Source organism: Haloarcula salina, assembly GCF_049603855.1.
Taxonomy (GTDB): Archaea; Halobacteriota; Halobacteria; order Halobacteriales; family Haloarculaceae; genus Haloarcula; species Haloarcula salina_A.
The window spans coordinates 89,551-110,776 of record NZ_CP187149.1 but is presented as its reverse complement, the minus strand read 5'-3'; the positions used below and the strand labels follow the sequence as shown (position 1 = coordinate 110,776).

Sequence of the window (21,226 nt, the reverse complement as noted above, 5' to 3'; positions counted from 1 at the left end):
CGTGTCCGACCTGTGGTGGAGAAGACGTTGTGTGCTACCAATTCTAAGTGAATGTTATTCTATCTGCACAGGTTGCGGTCAGACTCGTTTCTGTTCGAGATAGTCCCCGGTCAAACACCCCGCAGTGTGAATGGGGGATCGGTTATCGAAGCGCTGTCTTCTCGTCAGCGAAGCCGACCGTGACGAGATACTCGAGGAACGCGTCGAACTGGTCGACATCGCTCGGCGTGTCCGCCGCGAGGTGTCGTGCCCACTCGATGGCCCACTGGAACGCAGGATCGGTTCCGCCCTTGCCATGTATATACCACCAGCGGGCGGCCTTCAGGACGACGAGCGGATTCGTCGGCGGCTGCTCGCTCGCGAGTCCACGAGTGATCGACCGGATCTCCTCGGGTACCTCAGCGGGATCGACCTCGCCTGATTGGGTGTTCGATACGTCGACTGGAATGTCGTTAATCGAGACATCGTTCGGACGCTGTTGTTGACTCACGGAAAATCACCATCTCTGAGGACTCTCTGGATCGAGCCCTCGCTCTCTCTGGAGGGCGCGAAAAACAGCTCGCTGCGTCACGCCGGCGGGAGGTAGACGCTCTGCTCGCCGGCGACTTCCTCAAGGTTATTTCGATGGCGGTGGGCGAAGTAGCAGTCGTAGCTGCAGTAGCCACAGAGAGCCCCAGTATCGTATTCGGCAACGAATGGACCGCGCTGAGTCATCCAGACGTTGGCTTCGCATTCGGTACACGCAGCACCATCTAGATCCCCCGGCGATGGCCCCTCATACTCGATCTCGAAGGAGTCGTCCTGTGGTGTCGATTCGGGCCAAACACCTTGGGCCTGCCAGAATTCCTTGAGACGGGCGAGACTGTGGCGGACCGTCTTGCGAACCGTGACGTGGTCAGTGTCGCGACCGCTGTCGTCCCACCCGTCAGCCGTCCAGAACTCTCCGAACTGCGCCCCGCGATGCAGGCCGTTCCAGTCGAGACCGGCAATGTCGGCCGGTGGATCGTCCGTGAGCGTCGGTCGGGTCAGTTGCTCGATGACGTCGAGCTGTTTCGGCGGGCTTCCACCAAGGATATGAACACGACGGCCCCGCCAGTCGGTCGGCTCGGAGAACTCGTGGGCCAATCGGTCGGCATACCCTCGTGAGTAGCCGAGCACGAGGTCGTCGGGAATCATGTCGATCACCTTGCGGCACTTGGGGACGATGACGAGGTCTGCATCGGGATAGCTCGCCTGGATCTCGCGCGCAGCGGCCACGTACCTATCGACGTCGTCGGGGTCGTACACGTCTCCAATCACGCCGACCTTGGGTTCGTGTTCGAAAAACCGGGCGACGTATCGATCCAGATCGGGATTCCGAAAGTCGTTATCCAACATCCCGACGGGGATGTCCAAATGCTTGAACTGAGTCTGCTGATATCCGCAGTCCTCTCGGAACCCAGGTAGGTAGCCGAGCCTGTAAGCATCCAGAGAGAACGGCGCTCGATGAAGGAACGCCACGCTGTCGGCTTGTCTGGCAGCGGCAATCTCGCGTTCAGTGCTGCTGCTGGGGCTGATATCGAGCGACATGAATGTGGTCTGCGAGGGCGAATCCGCCCGCCCTGCACCCTCTCAGAGGGGCAATAAACGGAGCCGCGGTCCGCTATTAACCAACATTAAATCCCAGAACTCGCACTTTGTTGGTTAATTATCTGGACGGCTTCGATACCTGCCCAGGATTTTCCAACTCACTCGTCGGGCTGACGCCGCCGGCGTACCTGCTCTGGATTCGGCACCCAGGGATGAACATCCCAGCAATGGAGGGCGTGCTCTCGTGCCGTATCGAACAGCGTCTCACACGATCCACATTCGTAGGCTGTCTCGGGCCAGCGTTCCGTGACGAACATCGCCGTCACCGTTGATCTGATTGGGTCTGGTGCAACCGACCGCCGGACGTAGTCGTACCCGATCACCGTCCGTCGACGAAGCGCCGACTGCACCAGCCGTTCGGGCCTGTCTGCTGGGAGATACACCCAGCGGATGAACGCCTGTTCAGAGTCTTTCGCCGACGGTTGGAGGATGAACCACCGATCGTGGTCGTCGCGGAAGAGATACCGCTCGCTTCCCCGATTTTGGAGATAGAGCGGAGTGCCGCGACCGGGAATCACTCGCAGACCGATGGACGGAGAGATCGGGGTGAGGAGTCGCTCTTCCAGCGTGAGCGAGCGGGACTCACCAGCTGAATTCTCGCTCTCGAAGTCGTCAAGCGTCGCTTCGCCAGTCATGATTCGCCGGGATTCGTCTCGTCTGTGTCTTTCCCAGCTGTTCGCTCGTGCCGGTCGTTGTATCGCTCGAGTTCTCGGCCGATGCACTCCAGCGCCGTGACGGCGCGTTCGATGAGTTGGTACGTTGCTCGCGAGAGTCGGATGTTCTCCATCAGGTCTCCCCCTCTGGCTCGACGAGATCGTTACTCTCAGCGACGAGTGCCTGCACGGCTGAAGCAGGATCGTTCTCGACCGGAAGTGTTCGATGGTCAAGCGGGGCGGGATACGCCCGGTCCCCCTGCGCACAAAGTATGATCAACCACTCTTCGCTCCCTTCGGCGAGGACGACGTAGTGGTCGATATCCCGACGTTGGAAGACTGTCCGATCTGTCCGGCTCACCGCACTCCAATTCGCCGGTAGTGACGATGACGGCGTCCCACCATCTGGCGTGAGTGCTCGGTACTCTTCGAATTCGGCGAGTGCCGCCTCGATATCCTCCCCGGTGAGGTGCCAGCAGTCGGCCGGGCCATCACACACCAACTGACTGACCACGTCGTCGCGGAACTGGATATGGTGTTGCTGGGTGATGGTTTCGTCGTCGGTGTAATCGAGGAGGAGCGCACAGGCGAGCTGTGCCGGTCCGCTCCCAACGTAGCCCCAGTCGAATTCTGCCGGGCTATGCCGCACGAGATTGTGACTTCGATTGGGGGTGAGGCGTTCGTGTGCGGTGAGTTTCAGGACAACTGGCGTTCCGTCGACGCGCATCCCGACGTACTCAACGCGGTCTGTACTCGCCTGCCATCGCTCATTTGCATCCTGTACGACTGCTCGTGGGTCGGTGGTCGGATCCGTCTCCATCGGTTGAATGCGGGCGTTCGGATTCCCCGCACCCCTGCTGGGGGTCGAAAAACCACCACCGGCTATTAGGCCCTCAGCGTCGCTTCAAAGTTAGAACTCAGACTATTATAGTTCAGACTATAATATTTCGGCGGATAACTAATCAACAGGGGCAGTTTATTCTTCGAAGAGACAGCGGCTGACCCCATCATCACCAGCGAGGGTCTGCTGGTCTTCGTCTGTATCAGCGAAGAGGGTCGACTGATCACCCTCCGATGTTTGCTCAACTTCGGGTCGGTCGTCGACGCCGAACTCACTCGGCTCGGGGCGATCAAGCCGCGAATCCGGTCGCGGTGATCCACGTCGGCACCGAAATTCTCGAGTGAGGTCTCGACGCTCGCTTCGGTCACTTCGAGCTGGCAATCGTCACCGAACGCTGTCTGTCGCTGAATCTCGATTTCGATTCGATCGCTCATCTGGATTGAGCTTCCACCCACCGAGGCTCCAACAGACACCTCCGGGTGTTGGGTCAACCGTCTTCTGCGCGGATTTCGCTGGCCCGATGCTCGAGTCGGCGCAGGATCTGGACGCGCTGCTGATTCGCGTTCTCGTAGGCGACGCAGGCTCGTAGCGTCTCCATATCGTTGATCGTCACGATGCCGGCGTTGATGAGTCGCGTATTCGGGGCTTCGAGCCGTTGCTCTGGTGAAAGCTCGTTTGCGTCAGTCGATTGTCCATCAGGATTGGTCACAGATGATCGCCTCCAGCACTGCTGAGGCGCGAAAAAACAGCGCTCTCCGCTACCCGTCTTCTCCCGGCTGAATCTGACGGGCGTCCTCAGCGAGATCGTGGATGTACTCTCTGAGGATTTCCATGTCCTTGCGGGCGTCTTCGAGGGTCTTGCCTTTCGCCTTCGCGATCACTTCGTCTTGATCTCTGGTACCGGTTCCCCGTTTGAGCTTCACGGTGAGGGAGACGCCGACATCACTGCGTTCGACGTATTCCGTTCGTGTCCGCTGTTCACTGGCTTCGGTCGATTCGCCGTTCGAACGAGACGACTGGTTGTGTTCTGACATGGATTACTCTCGGTGATTGATACTTAGATGGAAGGTGCGACCGGCTCTCCGAATGTTTCGTGCAGGACTGCGTCGATGTCACTGCCGGTGAGGCGCCAGCATCCGTCGGGGCCTGTACATTCGAGTTGGCTCACGACCTCGGTTTTGAACTCCTGGTAGTGATCGAGGGCGAACGCCTCGTCGCCCGTGTAATCGAGCAGAAGGGCGAGTGCGAGTTGGGCCGGCCCGCTGCCACAATATCCCCATTCGAATCCCGAAGGACTGTGATTCGCCAGCTCGAGACTCTGCTCTGGCGTGAGCTGTTCTTGATCCGATTGCTTCTCGACGATGGCGCGGCCTCGACGGCGGTAACCGACGTAGATGACGTCGGGATCGGCCGAGGTCCGTGACTGTACATGCGAGCGTGGGTCGATGATTCCACTCATAGGTTGGTTCGCGGGAGCCTCGTTCGCTCACCCCCGCACCCCTCTCGGGGATTCAAAAAACAGGACGGGCTGTGTTCGACAACGTATTTGACAGTTGCAACGCACTGTCCAGGTATATCGGGATGGCTGTACTGGACGATCTCTCGGGGTTCGAGTTCGAGGACGTGATGGAGGACGTGTTCCGCAACCTCGGCTACGAGAACGTCCGCCAGGCCGAGAAGACGGCCGACGAGGGCCGCGACGTCCTGATGGAGGATGTCGTCGACGGCACGCGGCGTGCGATCATCGTCGAGTGCAAGCACACGGGGACGGTCGGGCGGCCGGTCGTCCAGAAGCTCCATTCGGCGATCGCGACGTTCGACTTCGACGGCCCCAAACGCGGCATGGTCGTCACGACCGGCCGGTTCACGAATCCCGCTCAGGAGTACGCTGACCGCCTCCAGCAGAACGATGATCCCCATCCAATCGAGTTGCTCGATGGCGAGGACCTCCGGGAGATCGCCGATGAGATCGGCCTCGACCTCTACAACGGTCGCATCGAGATCCTCTGCGACGAGACGCTCCGCCCGCACGACCCGGCCGCCGATGTCGACGCGCCCGTCATGGAGGCGTTCCGCGACATCGAGAATATCGAGGCCGCCGACCTCCCAGACCCACACTCAACGGTGACGTTCTGCCCGGTGGTCGCGGTCACCGCGGACACGAACGCCGTCTTCGAGACGTCGGTGGGCATCATCCACCGAATCAACGAGCGGACGCGGTTCATCGTTCACGCCGAACGCGGGCAGCCACAGGTCGCTGCTGACGACGTCGCGACGCTGGTCACGGAGAACCTCCACGCCACGGTCGACCTCGACGCCGAGCAGTTCGGAGAGGTGTTCGACGATGTCGGGGAACATCGGTTCGGGCAGACTCAAACGGAGTACAAGGAGTGGGCCGTCGACCGGCTCCAAAACCACCACACGACGACGGTTACCTACACCGGCGACAACAACGTCACGTACAACAAGACCTGTGAGCCGAACCGCTCGGACATCTCCGTCCAGTCGATCGAACCAGTGTACCTCCCCGAGGTTCGGCAGACCACTGACATCCAGGAGTATACTTACCCCTACGAGTACTACGCAGCGGGCCCGTCCAGAGTGACCTCCGAGGACGGGATTCATCGGTGCGTTCACTGTGATGAGAGCGGTGTCGAGGAGACGTACACCTACTGTCCCAACTGCGGGGCAATTGCCTGCACCAGCCACACCAAAACGGAGCGGCTGGAAGGCGAGCCGGTCTGTACGGGCTGTGCGGTGACGGAACGGTTCGCGCTGAAGACGAAGTACTTCTACGACGAACAGAATCTCGAGGCGTTCCGCGCGGAGTACGCCGACATGCCGATCCACGAGAAGGCGATGGAGAACAAGTTACTGGCCGGAGGGAGCGTGGTCGCGACGCTGCTGCTCGTCGTCGGACTACTCGTCATCGGCGGCATCATCTGAGCGGGCTCGGTGTTCACGCCGGCTCAGTGACCATCTCTTCGAGCGCGTGCTCAAGCGGGCCGTGGAACTGCCAGCTAGCCCGCTCGAAGGCTTCCTCGGTCGGGCCATCCCAGCGGGGGAACGCGGAGTGACCGCTCACCTTGACCGTCCACTTGGATGGCTCCTCGAACGGATTCTGTGTCGGGAGTTCGACGACGTAGAGGTACTCCTCGTCGCCGTGGATACCGTCGGCTGGATTCTCGACGCCATGCCCAAGCAGGAACAGTGGCTGGTCCAGATGCTCCATATTGGACGCGTCAAGGAGATCCGCTGGCTGTGTTGCGTCGATTGTTCGGTCTGGGTCACCATCCAGATACAGGTCGACTGTCGAGAGCTTGTCGAGGAACACGAACGACGCTGCCGTGTAACCCGGTCCTCGCTCGGCGCGGGTCGCGTCGAGAAGTTCCTTCAACTGCGCAAGATCGCGAAGCACGCTCTCCGGGTAGCCGTCCGAATGTCGGTACACCTGGGCGACGCGGTCGTTATCGGTTGGTTCGCCGTCTTGGTCCACTCGTTCGACGAATCGGAGTTGACTTCGTGTCGACATCGATCATCGCCGGCGCGTGTGCGCCGGCACCCATCTCTGGCGCAGAAAACACCCCACGAACTCGTAGACTGCGTGAATTTCATCCCACTGACTCAGCTGAAGTCCGCACACCCTGATAGAACCGGCTGATTTACATAGAGAATCTATTCAGCTACTGAATTGGGTTCTATCCTACTGTGTTGAATAGCGGGCTCTGAGTCGACTTGAAACGTCGAGGTTTCTGAGACCACCACCATCAGCGGTTGAGATACCGAGTCAAATGGCGGCTTTTGGCGAACGAGTACTTCCTCCGAGAACTATGGACTTCGTGTTTGCCGACCGAACGTTTATCATGAATCCTGAGGATTGTTTACAGGAGTAACGGTATGAAGGAGCATTTCAGCGGGGGAGATCTGAAAACTGCAGCCAAGCTGGTCATCCTTGACGAGTATCTCGATGTCTACACGACTATTATGGACAAGAATTGGCGAGGTGAGAAGTGGTACATCGACTCTCACGCTGGCACCGGAAAAACCGAAGTAAACGATAACGGCGTCACAATCGACGGATCAGCAATCCTCGCAATCGAGAATTACGCTGACTCGTTCGATCGATTCTACCTATACGAACTTGACGAAGACCATTTCCACACGCTACACGAGACTCTGTCGGACCGGTTCGGCTTCGAATTCGATGTTTACCCGACGGCAGTCGATGATGAAGATTTCCTCGTAGCTCGCTGTGACGACCCGTACATTCGGATAATGCAAATGGACTCAAACAGGGGTACAACTTTTCTTGCCGACAAAGCGAACGATCATCACCACTGGTTCGCGTTTATCGACCCGAAAGGCCTGACCGCGAAGAAGGCCACACTGGACACCCTTATCGAAAGATCAAACATGGACATCTTAGTCACGTACCAAACCACGGGTGTCCTTCGAAGTGCTGCTGAAGGCGCTGAGCACGCCCATGGCGCAGTAACTCGAACGATGGGTGATGATGACTGGCCCAATGCTGCAACTGCTGAGGAATACGTCAAAGTGTACAAAGAGAAACTTGAAGAAAATGAATCGATTGAACCGGTAAAAACGAAAGAACTCGTGTCCCCGAACGATGCCCGTCAACGATTCGATCTCGTTTTCGCCTGTACAAACGACCGCGTACGAGAAATCATGGAAGATATAATGGAACAAGACTCCCTGTGGGAGAAGGCAAGCGAACGGATGGGGCAACCAGGGCTGAGTGGGTTCTTCTAAATTTAGTCGGCTGTCGTGAAACTCCGATTGACCGTAGGCGGTTCGTTTGACGGTAAGGTGCGTTCTCCGAATGGTTCCGGGGATTGACGGTTACGCCACGCACGCAACCATTCCCCAATCTCCTCTGGTACGTGCTTCAGCAGCTGTTTATCCGGCCAGAGATGAACTGGTAAATCAAGTTCTTCTCCAAGTTCCTGTACCCAGTACAGATGTTTCACGGAGTACTCAACCCAATTAGAACGTTCACGTAACTCGTCGAGAGAATCCGCTAGTTCCGTTTCACCGGCTTCTCGTGCCGCGTTCACGGTCATTTCGAAATTCGCGCCGCGGGGATTAATCGGTTCGTGAAAGATGACCGACGGATTGCACTGTGCCAGTCTCTTTAATTGGTTCTTGAGATCCTCCCTAGATTGTGTTGGGTACGTGGGGCTCATACTCACGAAGGTTTGCACCCCTTGATCGCTGAATTCTTTCAACCCACGCAGTCTATGCTCAGGTGCTGGTGCTCGTGGTTCAATCGCACCGACGTGGTCAGCATTCATCGAAGGGATTGATGAGCCGATTGTGACGTACTCGTCGGCGTTCTGGAACGTCTCAATGTCCTGGAGCGCGAGTATCGGGTTCCTCGTGAGTACACGAGCATACTTCCCGTGGTCAGCCAGTGTATCCACGACGTTTCGGGTGATCTTCCCCGCCCGGCCGTCCATGTAGCAATCGGTAGAGAACGAAATGCCGACAACGCCACAACCGCGTGGAGTCCGCTTCCACGATTGCTTCCGACTGAGCTGATCATCTAATCGGTCGGCTAGTCCGTCGCGGTAGAGCACGTATTGCCCCCACTCCCGTTGAGCGTCATCGACATCTGCCTTTTCTTTCAGCATCTCCGGCCGGGTTCGAACGCTTGGTGTGGAAGGAACGTAGCAGAACTTGCATCCATGACGGCAGCCGGTGGCGACGTTCACAACGTAGTCGCAGAGATGCTTGCTGTTGAGCCCTGACTCGCTCAGAACAGCTTTCGTTGGGTCTTCACCGGTCGTAACTTCGCTGTTTGGTTCACTCATGAACCGATTATATCGGGGGAGTACTTCCGTTCCCTGAGTTCTTGGTTCGGCGGCTGGATGGGAGTGGTGTGCTTTTCTGTCTGATTGCTAAGTGTCATTATACATGTCTCTATGCTCCATATAAATCACTGTGGGGGGTGGAGAGTGAAACTGAATGTAGATGGTTTGGCTGGCAGAATAACGTTGCAGGTCGGTTAACCGATCGTCCCTTCTACTCCTATCTGTTCTGGGTCACACCCGGTCACTGAAACCTATCACCGATTGAGGTGTCCAACAAGGTACTACGCCAGATGTGACACCTTCTCTGGTTCCTCGATGTCGTCGAACTCGCCGCGTTCGACAGGCTCCCAATCCTCACCTGGCTCCGGACTCCACCAATCGACCTCATAGTCGCCTGGGGCACCGAGGACCTTCACCCGCGCCGACCCATCCGGAAGATCGCGACGGAGCTTCTCGTCGACGTGGAGGTTCCACGTCGAATCGGTGTCGAAGCAGGCGAGGACGGCCTCCTCGTAGCCACGTGTCTCCCGTGACTCTTGCAGTTTAACCTGCGTATTGCAGTTCTTGCAGAACATCCCCTCGAAGGGGATGTGACTGAATATCTCGTGCCCGCAGACCGGACACCAGAGGAACTCGAACAGTGCTTCACTGTGGCGGTCGATGACTTCCAGACTCATCTATGGATCTGGCCCGATTGAGACCGGCCACCCATTCCGGCCCAAAATAAACGTCACCACAGATACGCTCCTATCAATCAGCGCTCGGCGCCGTACACGATTCGCGAGGATGCTTCGTACCCACAGTTCCGACACTCGAACCAGCGCTGAATCTTCGCACCGTCAGCCGTTTTCCCACCGATTGCCACGTCGCTGTTCGGACACTCGGGACAACTCAGTTCGGGCGCTGGCCGTTCCCGGAGCTCATCACGGAACGATTTCGCGTCCTTCGTCTCGTACCCCCGCGACCACACTGGGTAGCCGTCGACGAGGATTACGCCACGCCACTTGTAGCGGTACGAATCCGGTGCTCGGTGTAAGACCGCCCGAGCGCCGGTCTCGGTATTCCGGTATGCGAGTGTGGGCGTGCGGCTCTCGCGTCGCCAGTTGGTGATCCGGGGCATCTGTTAGAAGTGGACGTCTGCGGGCACGACCCAGAGCTCTTCACTCTCCTCCAGCACTCGATCCAGCTGCTCACGGTGACGGATACCGTTCGCATATTCGTTGTACAAGAAGATCGTTGGCCCGTCGTAGGCGCCGACTTGGTGGAAGGCGTGCCGAGCGAGATCTTCGTCGCGCATGATCTCCTCATCGGAAAGTTCGTCAAGTGCCTCCCTCACCCGTTCGAGATTCCGCTCGAACTCCTCTTTCGTCGCCTCCCAGCCACGCTCAAGCAGGTCTTGGCCGTCATCGGAGTCGACGGGGGCTGCAGTCGGTAACTCACCCCATCGCGCCTTCCCCGCAACGGACGTATCCTCCTCGTCGAACGTCACGTGGTAGTCGAAGACGGCGCCAGCGTGTGGGTCCGCGCCGACCAGGCGGTCGAACACCGTCTTTCCGGTGGATAGTGCTTCGTCTTCTGTCGATGCTTCTACCAGACTGTAAATGACCATGTGCATCTCGAACACCTCGAAGCGCCGACGCACCGGGAGTCGTTGCTCGCTCACCCCTGCTGCGCCGGCACCCATCGCCGGCGCTCGAAAAACCTGATCTAGCGGTCGATTCTTAGGACTCGTTCGCTCGGTCGACTGTGATGGTTAGATCGCCCGACGCGTAGTCGGCCTCGAAGTCGACGGTGAACGCATCCGAGTCGTACGCGGCGTGGTAGGCACGGTGCAGTTCGAGTGACCCCGTCGCCTTGAAGTGGAAGAACGCAGCTGAGGTGTAGGGCTTGCTCTGGGTCTCGACCTGCGTCTCGACAGAGGCCGGGAGCGCGATTTGTGGTGTGTCCGTGTCGATACTCGCAGCGAACGCCTTCGCTTCCTCGACGGTCGCCTGCGAATGTGCGGGCGTCTCGCCGGTCAGCACGTTTACCGGCGTCTCGGTATCGTTGGTGAACAGGACATCGTGGAAGGTACGGGTCCCGAGGACTGCGTCGGGACCTAACTCGCAATCGTGGAATGGGTCGTCGTCTGGTTTCTCGGGCATCTAATCACGAGCCTACGGTGGGGCTCAGTCCTTTCTGCCCCAGAAAAACCACCATCTGCTTCGACGCAGATCGGTCTACGAGCGGCTGAGTGTCGCGTCCGGGGACGGTGATTCACCGCCTGGGATACGCAGTTCCTGGCGGTTCCCGACCCACTCGCCGAGTTTCTGCTTGAGATACTGGCGGGCCGTCGACTGGGTGAACACACCCTTGTCGACCATATCGCCAACGACGTCTTTCAGTGCCCGGAACTGCCCCTTCAGATGGCCGTCGCCGACCGGCTTGCCGTCGTGCCATCGGACGGTGGCGAGCGCCCCGTTGCCGACTGTCTCGTCGTGGTCGACTGTCTCCGAGTCGTACTGTAGGCCGAACCACAGTGTCCGGTAGGCAGTCACCTCGAAGGTCGATGACACCACGTAGAACGCCTCGTGATGGAGGTAGTCGAGATGGTCAGCGATAATCTCCTCGAGCGTGAGGCCGGTGGCGCGGGGCTTCGGCTCGACGACCGTCGACGGGAGGTCTTCGCCGGCGAGGTAGCCGTCGACGGCATCTGCTTCGAGGCCATCGGCCAGTTCCGCCAGCAGCTGTTTCGCCCACTTCGAGTCGGTGTCTTCGCCACCGAACGGGGTTTCAGCCGAAATTCGGTGTTTGAGCTTGAGATTCGCTGCACCCCAATGAGAGTAGTGGAGCGTGTACTGTCCGTCAGTTCGTTCGTACGCAACGAGTGCGCGGTGGCCCATTGAACAATCACCTTGCAGGACGACCCACGACTGGATCGCCCCGCACCCCTCCCGGGGGACGAACAACGCTACTCGTCGATCAGGTCGGGGGAACTGAGGTCCGCGTACAGCACCTCACCGTCGCGGACGACGTACCGTTTCGCCAGCACGGGAAATCGGCACTTGGTAAATCCGGCTGTCTGAATGTCGAATTCTTCGTTCGGTTCGAGATACTCCGCGAGCGACCGGAGGAACTCGTGGGTGACGATGCCACCGTCGTAGTCAGGAAGTCCGTTCTCACGGGCCTCGTACACTTCGAAGCTGTCGTAGCCCCAGATGATCAGTTCGCCGTCGTCGTCCACCTCCCAGTTGAGCGTCCCGAAGCAGTGGTTCTCACAGAGCTCGCGGACTGCCTGTGAGTCTGTTACGAGCGCGCCGGTCGATGTCGTTGCGGCTTGGAGTGTTGCCATGGGTTGTTCTCGGGAGCGGTCTCGCGCCCCCGCACCCCTTCAGGGGGCGAACAACCGCTCACGCTGTGTCAGCCACAGGACGCCGCATTGCCGATGCGTCGTGCGGTCAGGCCTCTCCGTTGGTGTCGTCGTCTGCCGTCGCATCCGGCCGGGTGAGGAGTTCTGCCTGCTCCAGAAGCGTCGTTGCTGTGCTGATCCGCTCTCGGTCGGCGGGCTCCAATTGCTCGCCGTCGATACTGGTGAGATTGTTGAGCGCGCGGTGCAGCCGGTAGCCGGGTGTGTCTCGTGGGTCCATATGTGCGCCTCCGCCGATTCTCGGCGCCGAAAAACACCGGCGGGCAGTCAGCAGGTGTGGTATCGTCTGGTGGTCGCGAGCTGGCTTCTGTTAACCAACAACTCCGAGCCGACACCAGAATTGTTGGTTAATTTGACGTCGTCTTTACTGACCGGCTTCGGGTTCGGGCCCGTAGCGTGGCGTGCCGCACCGCTGACAGCCCCACATTGGCTGCCCGGTCCATTCGTCATCGGGGGCAGCCTCGAAATCGCGAAATCGATGCTTAGTCTCCCGATCACACTCCCGACACTCGAGGTGAGTTCTGTTTGGGTGCTCGCGTTGTGGCTGTTCGGTATCGGTCTTGCCAACGGATTCCTGGAGCGCAATCGCCGGCACCAGCCAGAGGTCGTCGTCTGCGTCCTCACGTAGGCTTGCAAGACGCTCTTCGGAGTGAACCCCACTCCCGGTTTCCTCGTAGAGGACCGTCGTGTGCTCGCCGTCGTGACAGGACTGCGTCGTCTCTGTCCACGCCGTCCGCTCACGAGCAGCCGCGAGCAGCTGATTACCACATTCAGACGTGACCTGTGTCGCCGAGGGGAGCGAGGGCCACTGATCGACAAGCTGTGGGGCCGGTTCCTCGTCGAGATCATAGATTAGCTTGCAGTCATCGACTACTGGGTCATCATCTGCCCTCGCGAGGAGGGTGGCCGCAGCAGATCCCTTCCCGACGGCGCCGTAGAACGTCGACGCCTCGACGAGCAGCTGGATAACGTGGAGGAGAGTCGTTTCGGCAGTCGATGTGTCCTGATCGTCGGCTGCTTCGAGATGGTTCGTGAGACAGAATCGGCACTTCGACTGGCCAGCGGGGATTGACGCTCCACAGGAAGCGCACTCGGTCTCATCTGCTGTCGGGCCATCTGGATAGTCCGTGTCGACGCCACCAGAGCGTTGCCGCCGGGGCTCGCCACTACTACTGGCGAGTTGATCGTCGGGAACGTGGGTCGCTTCGCCGAGCGGTCGGAGGGCTTCGTAGTCGGCGTACTGGTCGGTCATAGAGTGATCTGGCCGTATCATGCTTCGTCTTCGGATTTAAACAATGGCTCTCACATCAATCAGCCTACAGACATACAAACGAAAATCAGCAGTGTGGGCGTTAGACAGCCAGTTCGTCCAGCGCATCGCGGTGGGTCCGCACGGTGACTACCGAGACGTTCGCAACGTCAGCGACGTCCGACTGGGTGAGCCACCGTCCGTCTTCGCGTCCGGCCTTGTACAGACAGGCTGCGGCGAACCCGGACGGCCGAACTCCCGTGGTTGCCCCGGTTGATTCCGATGCTTCTGCCAGCTGCCGAGCCCGCTGCCGGATTTGATCGGAGACGTCGAGCTCCGAGGCCAACTGCGGAACGAACGCACTGGGCGTCACCGGCTGGGCCGGCAGGCCAAGTTCCGTATTCAGCGTCGTGTATGCGTTCGTCACCCGCGATTGCTCGACGCGCGCCGACTCGGTGATGTCGTCGAGCGTTCGCGGCCGCCCGTTACACCGACACGCGCCGTAGACACTCGCGGCGGCCATCGCCTCGATCGACCGGCCCTGCAGGAGGTCCTCGTTCTGAGCGCTACGGAATAGTTGGCAGGCCTGGTCACGGGTCGTCTCAGATAGTTCGAGCGCACTACTGATCCGGCGGACTTCACTAAGCCCGTGTGCGAGGTTGCGTTCAGCTTTCGACTGAAACCGCCCACGGGTCTGTTCACGCCGCATCCGAGCGAGCCGCCGTCGCTTCTGTCCTGAGAGTTCGTTCCCGTTCGCATCGGTCCCGCGGCCGATCTCCGTCGATAACCCTCGATCGTGTCGTGCCGCCGTCAACGGAGCACCCGTGCGCTCCCGTTCGTCTACGTCGAACCCTCGCCACTCTGGCCCGTGGTCGATCCGCTGCTCGTCGATGACCAGGCCACAATCCTCGCAGATGGTTTCGACTGCGTTGGTGGTGACCCGGCCGTCGCACTCGGGACACTGGTTCGCACTCGATTCCGTTCGGACGTCTTCGTCAAAGCCAGTTTCGTAGATGTCTCTGGTTGCCATGGTTCTCACCGTGTTCAGGGAACTTGCCAGTACGGCAAGCCCCTCACCTATCGAGGGGTCAATAAACGCTACGCGGTGTCGCACTCAATACTTCCTTAGAATTTCTTATCGCGACCGTCGTTGAATCCTTCCGAATCTAAGTACTGTCGTTCCTCGTCAGTGGTCGTGGCTTCTTCGTAGATTTCGTCCTCGCGTCGCCATTTCAGCCATCGGTACCACAGTCCGCTTAGTTTCGCTTCTGACTTCAGGTCATGCCGCTTGACGGCGAGTTCTTCAAATCTGTCTCGAAGCCATTCCTTGTCCCGATTTCCGTCCTTCAAATCGAGCTCGATGAAATCTTTAATCTCGTCGTGAAGCTCTTGGTAACTCCGACCCATGTCGTGGAGCTTTTCTGCGCGCTGCCCCGGCTTCCGGTTTGCTTTTGCGAGTGAAATAGTGCCTACGAGGAGGGAGAGCGAAACCATGCTCCAGAGTGGGATGGTTCGCCAGGCTAATCCATAGGTGAGGATTGCGCCCATGATCGCGGTGAGGACTGCTGAACCGACGTCGATCCAGCCCCAAAAACTGGCGGCTGTATAGAATCGTTTGAAGTTCCAGAGGTTGCTATTCTGTTCCTCTAATGCCCGATTGTAGATCCGGTTACGGAAATCGAGATCAACGTCATCGTCATCCATCCAGCATCACCTTCGTTGTTGTCTAGCTGAAGTCGTCTCCGTGGACGTCTTGCAGCTTTTCTTTCGCCTCCTCGGTCTTTCCTTCTTCTTGAAGCTGCTTCGCCTCTTCTAGTTTCTTCTTGGCCGACTTCGCTTTTTTCGCGGCTTCTCGACGCTCGCTACGGCTCATTCCCTGGTCGACCCGTTCATCATAGACGGGCTCCTTTGTCTGGCTCTTGACCCGGTTGGGCAGGGTCTGGACAAATTCACGGGTCATTTCCTGGTAGGTGTCCGGGACCGGTTCACCGCGGCGGGCCTTCTCCTCGAAGTAATTGTAGACCATCGTCTCCATGTGGAATGAGCGCACGGGGACGTTGGTGGTCTCGGCCCATTTTTTCATTGTTCGGGTTAGCCCGGAGACTTTCCCATTGTGTGCTTGGTCCCGAGCATCGAACATCTGCTTGTACTTGCGGGGATTGGTGCCCTGCCACGACTGCCCGCCATGCGTATCCGGAATGGCATAACCATCGCTTGCGTCGGTGAACAGGCCGAACATCCCCCGTGGATGGTCCGCATGGGGCACCTCACTATAGTGAAAGGCCGGTGCGATCTCGATGGTCGAATCATGGTACTTGACCTGGACGACGTTCTGATCGACCTTCACCTCGGTCTGTGAGAACCGGGGGTCGTTCTCGATACGCCGCTTGATAGCATTCAGACAGTTGCGTGGTCCATTTTCCTGTTCGATCCATTGCCGGTGTTCGTCAGCATCGAGAACGATCATCACGTCAGCGTCCGAATCCTCGCTCAAGGGAGCCGTCATTGTGCCCCGCGTGTAGGACCCGATTAGTTGGCTGTCCTCTATCTCCATGTCCTCGCTCAGAATATCGACGAGCACGTCGCGCCGATCAGAGATCGTCTCTGTCTGACGGTCAGTGATCTCGGTTTCCTCGACGTGATCCTCGTAGCAATCCTCGACTTCGTCCTTCTCCGATTCCTCTTTGGACTCCGGTTCGGGATCGCCGGAAATGGCGTCATGGAGTGCTTGGCCAGCTCCGCCGGTGTCTCCAGGTTCGCGGCCGCTATGTGAGTACGTCTGTCCGGTGGAATTGTAGCCGCCCCCCATTTATGCCGTCACCTCCTCACTGCTCGACCAGGCCATAATCGGCATCTGTCCACGTCCGAGCGCACCATTGATGTTGGCCTCCATCTGTGTGTAGCGTTCCTGTGATTGTTTGTAGGGAATGTCGCGGAGCTGGACTTCGTCAATCCAGCGTTGGCCTGCAGCGGCCACGATCTGTGGTGGAAGCTGTTCCAGTCGATGCGTGGCTTGCAGGCCGATAAGCATCACTTGAAGATCGGGTGCTTCGGAGACGACGGTTCGCAGATCCTCTTGGAGCTGGTAGAACCCGATGTTCGCCGTAAAGTACTGCGTACCGTAGAACACGCAATATCGGGCCCCGAGATACTGAAAGACCTGGTAGCAGAGCCGGCGCTCATGCGGCGTCTCACCTTTCAGCAGAGGAATGATCCGGGTTTTAGCGCCGTAGAGATTGCTGGCCATCCAGATCGTTCCTTTGAGGCATTGGAGCACGTGCTTTCGCCGAAGCAGCGGGTCGTTCTCCTTGTAAACGGGGTAGTCGCACGGGATGTGAAAGTCCGGTTGGAATTGCTGGATCAACGCGAGTTCGTCGTCCCATCCGAGGTCGGAGAGCAGGCGGTCGTTGATCGTCGTGGTCGTAATGACAGTGATACGCTCTCCGAAATAGGACTCAGCTGTTTCTCCCTTGTTGACTAACGTTTTTACAGCGGTTATCCGAAGCAGCACTGTCAACTGGCGGGGGTGGTCATTGTGGAAGCGATCGTGGGCTTCCTGTCGTTCGATGAGTAAGACAGGCCCAGTTGGTGCTTCGTCTGTCGATGCGATGTTGAATCCCTGGTGATTTTCAGTGGGGATCTGGTGTTGTGTCATTGGTTAGATCACTCTCCGAGGAGCGTCGTCTGATAATGCGGGTCGATGAACCGAGAGAGGACGTTGTCCGCAACGTACTGTAACGCCTCTACCTGTTCCCGCATGGTCAGCGATTGTTCATACAGGATGACGATGCCGCGTTTATCGAACCCGACCGTGATTTCAGTACCCTCGTTTGGCAGCTTTACCTTGACCTTGGAGACGGGTTCGCCTTCGTACCGGTCCCAGAAGTCCGTGGCTTTCAGGCTGCGCCGGTCTCGGCCTGAGATTTGCTCTGGCTCTGAGGTCTGCGTCGGGTTGAGGTCTGCTTTGACAATGTCCGGCGCCTGTTCGATGATCTGCTGGAGCGTGCTTTCTTCGAAGTTGAGGGTTTCGAGGGAGTAGCCGGGGACGAAATTGGTCTCAAGGAACTCTTGGAGTTCGTTTTCGACTTCCTTGTTGCAGTTACCGATGGCAACGAAGTCACCGCCTAGGAACACAACGGGGTGTTTCTCTAGGATCTTCGTTTCGTGTTCACCACCTAGCGTTTCGTATTCAAACTCTCGTTCAATCGCGTACTCGAACCAGAAGACGTCAGTCGCTACGCTGTCTAACGTCTCTGGAAGTGTTCCCCGGCCTAAGTCCGCGTTTGATTCTCGGGCTGAGAGCTGTGCAACTCGATCCTCGACGTCGTCCGTATCGAGATCGTCGTGGGGTGTTGGTATCAATTTGTAACTAGGCATGGAATTCGCCCTCCTGCGCAATGCGGCGCTGCACTAAGGGTTTCACTGGGGCAGCCACCCGGTAAAACACGGACCGACCAGACTTCTCTTTCTCTAACAACGAATCATCGAAGAGATTCTGGAGATGGTACGAGATTGTGGACTTGTCCCGATCTAGGAGTTCGACCAATTCCGAAGGTCGACGTCCCTGCGGATGCCGGGCCAACAGCACATGTTTGAGGATTAGCACCTGTTTTTCCGATAACTCGTAGATACGTTCCGCTGCACCGTCTAGGTGGAGCGTCCGTGCAGCTGCATCAACTGCACCAACGTCACCAAGCTCCAGGTCGTTGAGAAAGGTCTCTTTTAGTGTTTCACGGAGGAGTTGATGGAACAGGCCGGGAATACCAGAACTGTACTCGTAGATACGCTGGTACAGATCTGTGGATACTTCGATTGGGGCTGTACTGAACGCCTGCATCGTCGCATCCAATGCCGCGATCGTGGTCGATTCATCTAGCGGTGAAAGCTCCACCACCTGTGAGACCGTGAGCGTGTCGTTGATCTCGTCTTTCACCATATTCCATCGTTCAGGCGTCCATGTCGTCACGACGAACACATCTGCAATGCGGCTACTAATCGTTCCCAGCGAATGCTCAATCCGCTTATCCTCCTCGCAATCATCTAATAGGATGATGGCCTTCTCCAAGTCGCTGAGTTCAGCAAGAACACCGTCCCAATATGGTTCGCTCTCCTCTGTATCCTCCTTGAATTGGGCCGCGGAATACTCTCGGGACGGTAATCCGGTTTCTAGCTGGTCCAGCATATGCTGGATAGTCGCAAGAAGCTGGGTTTTCCCGATACCGGTTACTCCGACAATAGGGATATGATGAGGTCCCTCTCGTCGAGAGAAAAACCCGAGGAACTCAGCGATCTCCTCAAGCTGAGCGTCGTGGTTGGGTGCGTTTTCCGGTTGCTCCCGGAAATACTGTGACACGAACCCTTCTGTCACACGGTCGGGGCGGATATCTTGGTCCTGTAGCCAGGCCTCGTAGTTGCTGATATCGCCCTGTTGCCCGCGTGCAAATGCTTCTTCGAATCGATGCTGCTTATCGGAATCAACCATGGATTTCGTACAGTACCCCTTCTATTCAAACTGTCGTACTCTCCCCAAAGTAATAAAACACTAGGGTCAGTAACACGTCTAATCACAGCTCATTCCGCAAACACACCACATCACAGACCCAATTTCGCACGGCAGGGGCGATTCACCCCACGGTTGTGGCTGCGCGCGCAGCGACCGCAGGGAGCGAGCACGGAGCGGAGGGTGGGGCGGGGGGGTCAGGGCCGGTCCGGCACACAGCAAAAAAAGAAGGCTGGGCTAACTGGCTATTTTTCCCACCACCGACCGCGCTCTGGGAATTCGATCCTCGACCAGCCCGTGATCGCGAGACTGCACCGGCCCTGGTACCAGTTCTTCTTGACCGCTCTGAATCTGACCGTCTGCCCCTCTCGAACCACCGTTTTCCCGCTCTTCTCCCAGACCGTGAATTTCGTGCGCCCGCTCTCGTCTTCGATGAGCCCGACTTGTTGAATTGAGTTGTCACTTGGAGCCCAGAGCTCAGTGATTTCACCCTGGACCGTCACTTCCCCGACGGGCACGTCCGGCACATCCGCGATGGGCACGATTGCACCGGGGACCGCCTTCTGCTCCTCCAACGTCTCCAGCACCGCCTTCGTCACGTCCTCTCCGCGCTGCACCTTCTCGGCCAACTGCTTCGCGACGACTGCTCTCGACCAGCCGCCCTGCACTTCGTCGCAGATCCGCATCGCCTGCTTGTTCACCGCTGCGAGTTCGTCTTGCGTCAGTTTCTCCCGTGGATCCGTGCGCTCCACCGGTTCGGGCTCATCCAGGCCACACTGCTCGACGACGACCTCCCGCGTCCGCTTCGCGCGTCCCTCCTGTTGACTGAGTTCCGCCTGGGCACTGATGTGCTCCAGCTCGGCTTCCCGGGCCTCGATTCGCTCCTCCTGTTCGAGAGTCTTCCCGAACATGTGATCCGGGCCTTCCTTGACCCGCGCATCTGGGTGGTTGGAATCGACTTTCGCCTGCACTTCCATGTCGACCGTCGCCCGGAACTCCGGGGTCTCGTCGACGACTTCGAACCCATCCTCGTCGACCTCAACTTCATCGTGTTTCTCGAAAGCCTGTTCATCGACCGAAACTACTTCACTGGAGACGTTCTTACTTGACATTGGAACTCACTGGTTCCTGAAGGCGCTCACGCGCCCGACACCGCGATGCTACAACATCGCGGATTTCCTCGACGACAACAACCGACAGAACCATCTGCGCGCTCTCGCTCGCGCCTTCGCGAGCGCCCTGTGGGCGCGAGCGAGAGCGCGCCCGAGGCGGACGATCATCCAGCACCGCGCACCGACCCGCCCGGAGCGAGCGGCCAGCGGGATATGCCCGCTCGTGTCCGGCCCGATGTGCGGGTCCGTGTCCAGGGCGACTGTCGCCGAGAACGCGCGCCGCAGTGTGGCGCGCGACAGCGCAGGCGGCACAAAGCGCTGGAACGCGAAAGCCCGCAAGGGGCGCAACCGACGGGGATACCCGCTGGCGCCGAGGGCACATCCATTTTAGCCCGGAACGGGCGCGGGCGGTGCGGAGAGCGCCCGCACGCCCGGAATGGTCGGTCGCGAGCGACGCGGAGGGCGGAACGCGGCGAGCGGGGCGGGCCATAACGGACACACCAGTCTAGCCGGCCGCGACACTCGGCGATCCAGCTACCGTCCTGGTGGACTCAGAAAGGGCGAGGCCGCCTCGGCCGTCCCCCGACCCCGCAAGCACCGCAGGCACGAGGCGCGCAGCGGTGGTCGCGGGATGCCGAGCGGCCGAGGGCTTTCAGAAACTATATTTCAATCGTCGTGCTGCGCGTTCAATTCTGTCAGGAACTGGCCGGCTGCTGTCCCGATACGAACACCGTCGACGTTACGCATCTCGAGGTCATGCGTGGCAGTCCGAAAGGGGTGGTGGTCGACGAGAACGCGATGGATAACAGTTCGGACGGGGCCGGTCCCGTACCTATCGACGACAGTAGCCATCATCTCGTCGAGATGTGCGTCCCGGTGCTCCGTCCGGGGATGCTGTGCGCGCTCGAGGATGAGTTCGACCACGTCATCAACTGATGCGTGCTCGGGATTCTTGGTTCGTTCACAAACGTCGTAGAGAGCGTCGTTATCGGGCATTCCAAATCA

General features: G+C 58.7%; 28 protein-coding genes and 1 pseudogene. 2 read left to right on the top strand and 27 right to left on the bottom strand.

The window, feature by feature from the left end; translation table 11 throughout:
* Window positions 1–142 precede the first annotated feature (142 nt).
* From ACOZ4I_RS19765 to ACOZ4I_RS19725, 9 genes and pseudogenes are all read right to left on the bottom strand, one after another.
* Window positions 143–490 (bottom strand): hypothetical protein, encoded by a 348-nt coding sequence (locus ACOZ4I_RS19765; protein WP_424005453.1) that lies wholly within the window; start codon window positions 488–490, stop codon window positions 143–145.
* Window positions 491–567: 77 nt separating this feature from the next.
* Window positions 568–1,569, bottom strand: coding sequence for a DUF6610 family protein (locus ACOZ4I_RS19760; RefSeq protein ID WP_424005451.1), 1,002 nt, complete (start codon window positions 1,567–1,569; stop codon window positions 568–570).
* Between the two features lie 158 nt (window positions 1,570–1,727).
* Window positions 1,728–2,264, bottom strand: a complete 537-nt coding sequence (locus tag ACOZ4I_RS19755) for a hypothetical protein (RefSeq protein ID WP_424005449.1) — start codon at window positions 2,262–2,264, stop codon at window positions 1,728–1,730.
* The gene (locus ACOZ4I_RS19750) at window positions 2,261–2,416 is read right to left on the bottom strand and encodes a hypothetical protein (RefSeq protein WP_416010408.1); all 156 of its coding nucleotides are present in this window, start codon (window positions 2,414–2,416) and stop codon (window positions 2,261–2,263) included. Before ACOZ4I_RS19750 ends, ACOZ4I_RS19755 begins: the two co-directional genes overlap by 4 nt.
* Window positions 2,416–3,102, bottom strand: a complete 687-nt coding sequence (locus tag ACOZ4I_RS19745; RefSeq protein WP_424005447.1) for a DUF6166 domain-containing protein — start codon at window positions 3,100–3,102, stop codon at window positions 2,416–2,418. Before ACOZ4I_RS19745 ends, ACOZ4I_RS19750 begins: the two co-directional genes overlap by 1 nt.
* Window positions 3,103–3,258: 156 nt before the next feature.
* Window positions 3,259–3,557, bottom strand: a pseudogene (locus ACOZ4I_RS19740) (hypothetical protein).
* Window positions 3,558–3,610: 53 nt separating this feature from the next.
* The gene (locus ACOZ4I_RS19735) at window positions 3,611–3,832 is read right to left on the bottom strand and encodes a hypothetical protein (protein ID WP_321168183.1); all 222 of its coding nucleotides are present in this window, start codon (window positions 3,830–3,832) and stop codon (window positions 3,611–3,613) included.
* A 49-nt stretch (window positions 3,833–3,881) separates the two neighbouring features.
* A complete protein-coding gene (locus ACOZ4I_RS19730) occupies window positions 3,882–4,157 on the bottom strand; it encodes a DUF7389 domain-containing protein (RefSeq protein WP_424005445.1) in 276 nt (91 codons plus the stop codon).
* Between the two features lie 23 nt (window positions 4,158–4,180).
* The gene (locus ACOZ4I_RS19725; RefSeq protein ID WP_424005443.1) at window positions 4,181–4,582 is read right to left on the bottom strand and encodes a DUF6166 domain-containing protein; all 402 of its coding nucleotides are present in this window, start codon (window positions 4,580–4,582) and stop codon (window positions 4,181–4,183) included.
* A 122-nt stretch (window positions 4,583–4,704) separates the two neighbouring features.
* Here ACOZ4I_RS19725 and ACOZ4I_RS19720 point away from each other — a divergent pair, with 122 nt between their 5' ends.
* A complete protein-coding gene (locus tag ACOZ4I_RS19720; protein WP_424005441.1) occupies window positions 4,705–6,069 on the top strand; it encodes a restriction endonuclease in 1,365 nt (454 codons plus the stop codon).
* Window positions 6,070–6,082: 13 nt separating this feature from the next.
* On the opposite strand, the gene ACOZ4I_RS19715 is transcribed toward ACOZ4I_RS19720, so the two are convergent.
* A complete protein-coding gene (locus ACOZ4I_RS19715; RefSeq protein ID WP_424005440.1) occupies window positions 6,083–6,655 on the bottom strand; it encodes a hypothetical protein in 573 nt (190 codons plus the stop codon).
* 365 nt (window positions 6,656–7,020) lie between these two features.
* Between ACOZ4I_RS19715 and tcmP the strand changes: the two genes are divergently transcribed.
* Window positions 7,021–7,893 (top strand): three-Cys-motif partner protein TcmP, encoded by an 873-nt coding sequence (gene tcmP, locus ACOZ4I_RS19710; protein ID WP_424005438.1) that lies wholly within the window; start codon window positions 7,021–7,023, stop codon window positions 7,891–7,893.
* A 2-nt stretch (window positions 7,894–7,895) separates the two neighbouring features.
* Here tcmP and ACOZ4I_RS19705 read toward each other — a convergent pair whose 3' ends face one another.
* The 17 genes from ACOZ4I_RS19705 to ACOZ4I_RS19625 form a co-directional block, all read right to left on the bottom strand.
* Window positions 7,896–8,954 carry an SPL family radical SAM protein gene (locus ACOZ4I_RS19705; protein WP_424005437.1) on the bottom strand — a complete coding sequence of 353 codons (1,059 nt, stop codon included), beginning with the start codon at window positions 8,952–8,954 and terminating at the stop codon, window positions 7,896–7,898.
* A 281-nt stretch (window positions 8,955–9,235) separates the two neighbouring features.
* The gene (locus ACOZ4I_RS19700; protein WP_424005436.1) at window positions 9,236–9,631 is read right to left on the bottom strand and encodes a DUF7567 family protein; all 396 of its coding nucleotides are present in this window, start codon (window positions 9,629–9,631) and stop codon (window positions 9,236–9,238) included.
* 77 nt (window positions 9,632–9,708) lie between these two features.
* The gene (locus tag ACOZ4I_RS19695) at window positions 9,709–10,074 is read right to left on the bottom strand and encodes a DUF7568 family protein (RefSeq protein ID WP_424005435.1); all 366 of its coding nucleotides are present in this window, start codon (window positions 10,072–10,074) and stop codon (window positions 9,709–9,711) included.
* Between the two features lie 3 nt (window positions 10,075–10,077).
* Window positions 10,078–10,569 (bottom strand): hypothetical protein, encoded by a 492-nt coding sequence (locus ACOZ4I_RS19690; RefSeq protein ID WP_424005575.1) that lies wholly within the window; start codon window positions 10,567–10,569, stop codon window positions 10,078–10,080.
* Window positions 10,570–10,675: 106 nt separating this feature from the next.
* The gene (locus tag ACOZ4I_RS19685) at window positions 10,676–11,098 is read right to left on the bottom strand and encodes a hypothetical protein (RefSeq protein ID WP_424005434.1); all 423 of its coding nucleotides are present in this window, start codon (window positions 11,096–11,098) and stop codon (window positions 10,676–10,678) included.
* Window positions 11,099–11,173: 75 nt separating this feature from the next.
* The gene (locus tag ACOZ4I_RS19680) at window positions 11,174–11,836 is read right to left on the bottom strand and encodes a DUF6735 family protein (protein ID WP_424005432.1); all 663 of its coding nucleotides are present in this window, start codon (window positions 11,834–11,836) and stop codon (window positions 11,174–11,176) included.
* Window positions 11,837–11,904: 68 nt separating this feature from the next.
* Entirely contained in the window at window positions 11,905–12,285 is a 381-nt protein-coding gene (locus tag ACOZ4I_RS19675) for a hypothetical protein (RefSeq protein ID WP_424005431.1), read from the bottom strand.
* A 106-nt stretch (window positions 12,286–12,391) separates the two neighbouring features.
* Window positions 12,392–12,580, bottom strand: a complete 189-nt coding sequence (locus ACOZ4I_RS19670; protein WP_135823155.1) for a hypothetical protein — start codon at window positions 12,578–12,580, stop codon at window positions 12,392–12,394.
* Between the two features lie 144 nt (window positions 12,581–12,724).
* Entirely contained in the window at window positions 12,725–13,612 is an 888-nt protein-coding gene (locus tag ACOZ4I_RS19665; RefSeq protein WP_135823099.1) for a hypothetical protein, read from the bottom strand.
* Between the two features lie 100 nt (window positions 13,613–13,712).
* Window positions 13,713–14,639: a transcription initiation factor IIB gene (locus tag ACOZ4I_RS19660; protein ID WP_135823100.1), complete on the bottom strand. Its 927-nt coding sequence runs from the start codon at window positions 14,637–14,639 to the stop codon at window positions 13,713–13,715.
* Window positions 14,640–14,734: 95 nt separating this feature from the next.
* Complete coding sequence (locus ACOZ4I_RS19655; RefSeq protein ID WP_135823101.1) at window positions 14,735–15,313, bottom strand: hypothetical protein; 579 nt, start codon at window positions 15,311–15,313, stop codon at window positions 14,735–14,737.
* Between the two features lie 22 nt (window positions 15,314–15,335).
* Window positions 15,336–16,418: a CBASS oligonucleotide cyclase gene (locus ACOZ4I_RS19650; RefSeq protein WP_424005428.1), complete on the bottom strand. Its 1,083-nt coding sequence runs from the start codon at window positions 16,416–16,418 to the stop codon at window positions 15,336–15,338.
* Complete coding sequence (locus tag ACOZ4I_RS19645; protein WP_424005427.1) at window positions 16,419–17,264, bottom strand: hypothetical protein; 846 nt, start codon at window positions 17,262–17,264, stop codon at window positions 16,419–16,421.
* A gap of 8 nt (window positions 17,265–17,272) precedes the next feature.
* On the bottom strand, window positions 17,273–17,986 hold the full coding sequence (locus ACOZ4I_RS19640) for a hypothetical protein (RefSeq protein WP_135823103.1): 714 nt from the start codon (window positions 17,984–17,986) through the stop codon (window positions 17,273–17,275).
* Window positions 17,979–19,091, bottom strand: a complete 1,113-nt coding sequence (locus ACOZ4I_RS19635) for a winged helix DNA-binding protein (protein ID WP_424005426.1) — start codon at window positions 19,089–19,091, stop codon at window positions 17,979–17,981. The genes ACOZ4I_RS19640 and ACOZ4I_RS19635 overlap by 8 nt, the downstream gene beginning before the upstream one ends.
* Window positions 19,092–19,354: 263 nt before the next feature.
* Complete coding sequence (locus ACOZ4I_RS19630; RefSeq protein WP_135823105.1) at window positions 19,355–20,221, bottom strand: DNA-binding protein; 867 nt, start codon at window positions 20,219–20,221, stop codon at window positions 19,355–19,357.
* Between the two features lie 666 nt (window positions 20,222–20,887).
* Window positions 20,888–21,217, bottom strand: a complete 330-nt coding sequence (locus tag ACOZ4I_RS19625) for a hypothetical protein (RefSeq protein WP_135823106.1) — start codon at window positions 21,215–21,217, stop codon at window positions 20,888–20,890.
* Between the last annotated feature and the right edge of the window lie 9 nt (window positions 21,218–21,226).

What these genes read in the sequence shown, in the direction of transcription:
- ACOZ4I_RS19760 (WP_424005451.1), bottom strand. Translation starts at nt 1,569, where the DNA reads ATGTCGCTCGATATCAGCCCCAGCAGCAGCACTGAACGCGAGATTGCC.
- ACOZ4I_RS19755 (WP_424005449.1), bottom strand. Translation starts at nt 2,264, where the DNA reads ATGACTGGCGAAGCGACGCTTGACGACTTCGAGAGCGAGAATTCAGCT.
- ACOZ4I_RS19750 (WP_416010408.1), bottom strand. Translation starts at nt 2,416, where the DNA reads ATGGAGAACATCCGACTCTCGCGAGCAACGTACCAACTCATCGAACGC.
- ACOZ4I_RS19745 (WP_424005447.1), bottom strand. Translation starts at nt 3,102, where the DNA reads ATGGAGACGGATCCGACCACCGACCCACGAGCAGTCGTACAGGATGCA.
- ACOZ4I_RS19730 (WP_424005445.1), bottom strand. Translation starts at nt 4,157, where the DNA reads ATGTCAGAACACAACCAGTCGTCTCGTTCGAACGGCGAATCGACCGAA.
- ACOZ4I_RS19725 (WP_424005443.1), bottom strand. Translation starts at nt 4,582, where the DNA reads ATGAGTGGAATCATCGACCCACGCTCGCATGTACAGTCACGGACCTCG.
- ACOZ4I_RS19720 (WP_424005441.1), top strand. Translation starts at nt 4,705, where the DNA reads ATGGCTGTACTGGACGATCTCTCGGGGTTCGAGTTCGAGGACGTGATG.
- ACOZ4I_RS19715 (WP_424005440.1), bottom strand. Translation starts at nt 6,655, where the DNA reads ATGTCGACACGAAGTCAACTCCGATTCGTCGAACGAGTGGACCAAGAC.
- tcmP (WP_424005438.1), top strand. Translation starts at nt 7,021, where the DNA reads ATGAAGGAGCATTTCAGCGGGGGAGATCTGAAAACTGCAGCCAAGCTG.
- ACOZ4I_RS19705 (WP_424005437.1), bottom strand. Translation starts at nt 8,954, where the DNA reads ATGAGTGAACCAAACAGCGAAGTTACGACCGGTGAAGACCCAACGAAA.
- ACOZ4I_RS19700 (WP_424005436.1), bottom strand. Translation starts at nt 9,631, where the DNA reads ATGAGTCTGGAAGTCATCGACCGCCACAGTGAAGCACTGTTCGAGTTC.
- ACOZ4I_RS19695 (WP_424005435.1), bottom strand. Translation starts at nt 10,074, where the DNA reads ATGCCCCGGATCACCAACTGGCGACGCGAGAGCCGCACGCCCACACTC.
- ACOZ4I_RS19690 (WP_424005575.1), bottom strand. Translation starts at nt 10,569, where the DNA reads ATGCACATGGTCATTTACAGTCTGGTAGAAGCATCGACAGAAGACGAA.
- ACOZ4I_RS19685 (WP_424005434.1), bottom strand. Translation starts at nt 11,098, where the DNA reads ATGCCCGAGAAACCAGACGACGACCCATTCCACGATTGCGAGTTAGGT.
- ACOZ4I_RS19680 (WP_424005432.1), bottom strand. Translation starts at nt 11,836, where the DNA reads ATGGGCCACCGCGCACTCGTTGCGTACGAACGAACTGACGGACAGTAC.
- ACOZ4I_RS19675 (WP_424005431.1), bottom strand. Translation starts at nt 12,285, where the DNA reads ATGGCAACACTCCAAGCCGCAACGACATCGACCGGCGCGCTCGTAACA.
- ACOZ4I_RS19670 (WP_135823155.1), bottom strand. Translation starts at nt 12,580, where the DNA reads ATGGACCCACGAGACACACCCGGCTACCGGCTGCACCGCGCGCTCAAC.
- ACOZ4I_RS19665 (WP_135823099.1), bottom strand. Translation starts at nt 13,612, where the DNA reads ATGACCGACCAGTACGCCGACTACGAAGCCCTCCGACCGCTCGGCGAA.
- ACOZ4I_RS19660 (WP_135823100.1), bottom strand. Translation starts at nt 14,639, where the DNA reads ATGGCAACCAGAGACATCTACGAAACTGGCTTTGACGAAGACGTCCGA.
- ACOZ4I_RS19655 (WP_135823101.1), bottom strand. Translation starts at nt 15,313, where the DNA reads ATGGATGACGATGACGTTGATCTCGATTTCCGTAACCGGATCTACAAT.
- ACOZ4I_RS19650 (WP_424005428.1), bottom strand. Translation starts at nt 16,418, where the DNA reads ATGGGGGGCGGCTACAATTCCACCGGACAGACGTACTCACATAGCGGC.
- ACOZ4I_RS19645 (WP_424005427.1), bottom strand. Translation starts at nt 17,264, where the DNA reads ATGACACAACACCAGATCCCCACTGAAAATCACCAGGGATTCAACATC.
- ACOZ4I_RS19640 (WP_135823103.1), bottom strand. Translation starts at nt 17,986, where the DNA reads ATGCCTAGTTACAAATTGATACCAACACCCCACGACGATCTCGATACG.
- ACOZ4I_RS19635 (WP_424005426.1), bottom strand. Translation starts at nt 19,091, where the DNA reads ATGGTTGATTCCGATAAGCAGCATCGATTCGAAGAAGCATTTGCACGC.
- ACOZ4I_RS19630 (WP_135823105.1), bottom strand. Translation starts at nt 20,221, where the DNA reads ATGTCAAGTAAGAACGTCTCCAGTGAAGTAGTTTCGGTCGATGAACAG.
- ACOZ4I_RS19625 (WP_135823106.1), bottom strand. Translation starts at nt 21,217, where the DNA reads ATGCCCGATAACGACGCTCTCTACGACGTTTGTGAACGAACCAAGAAT.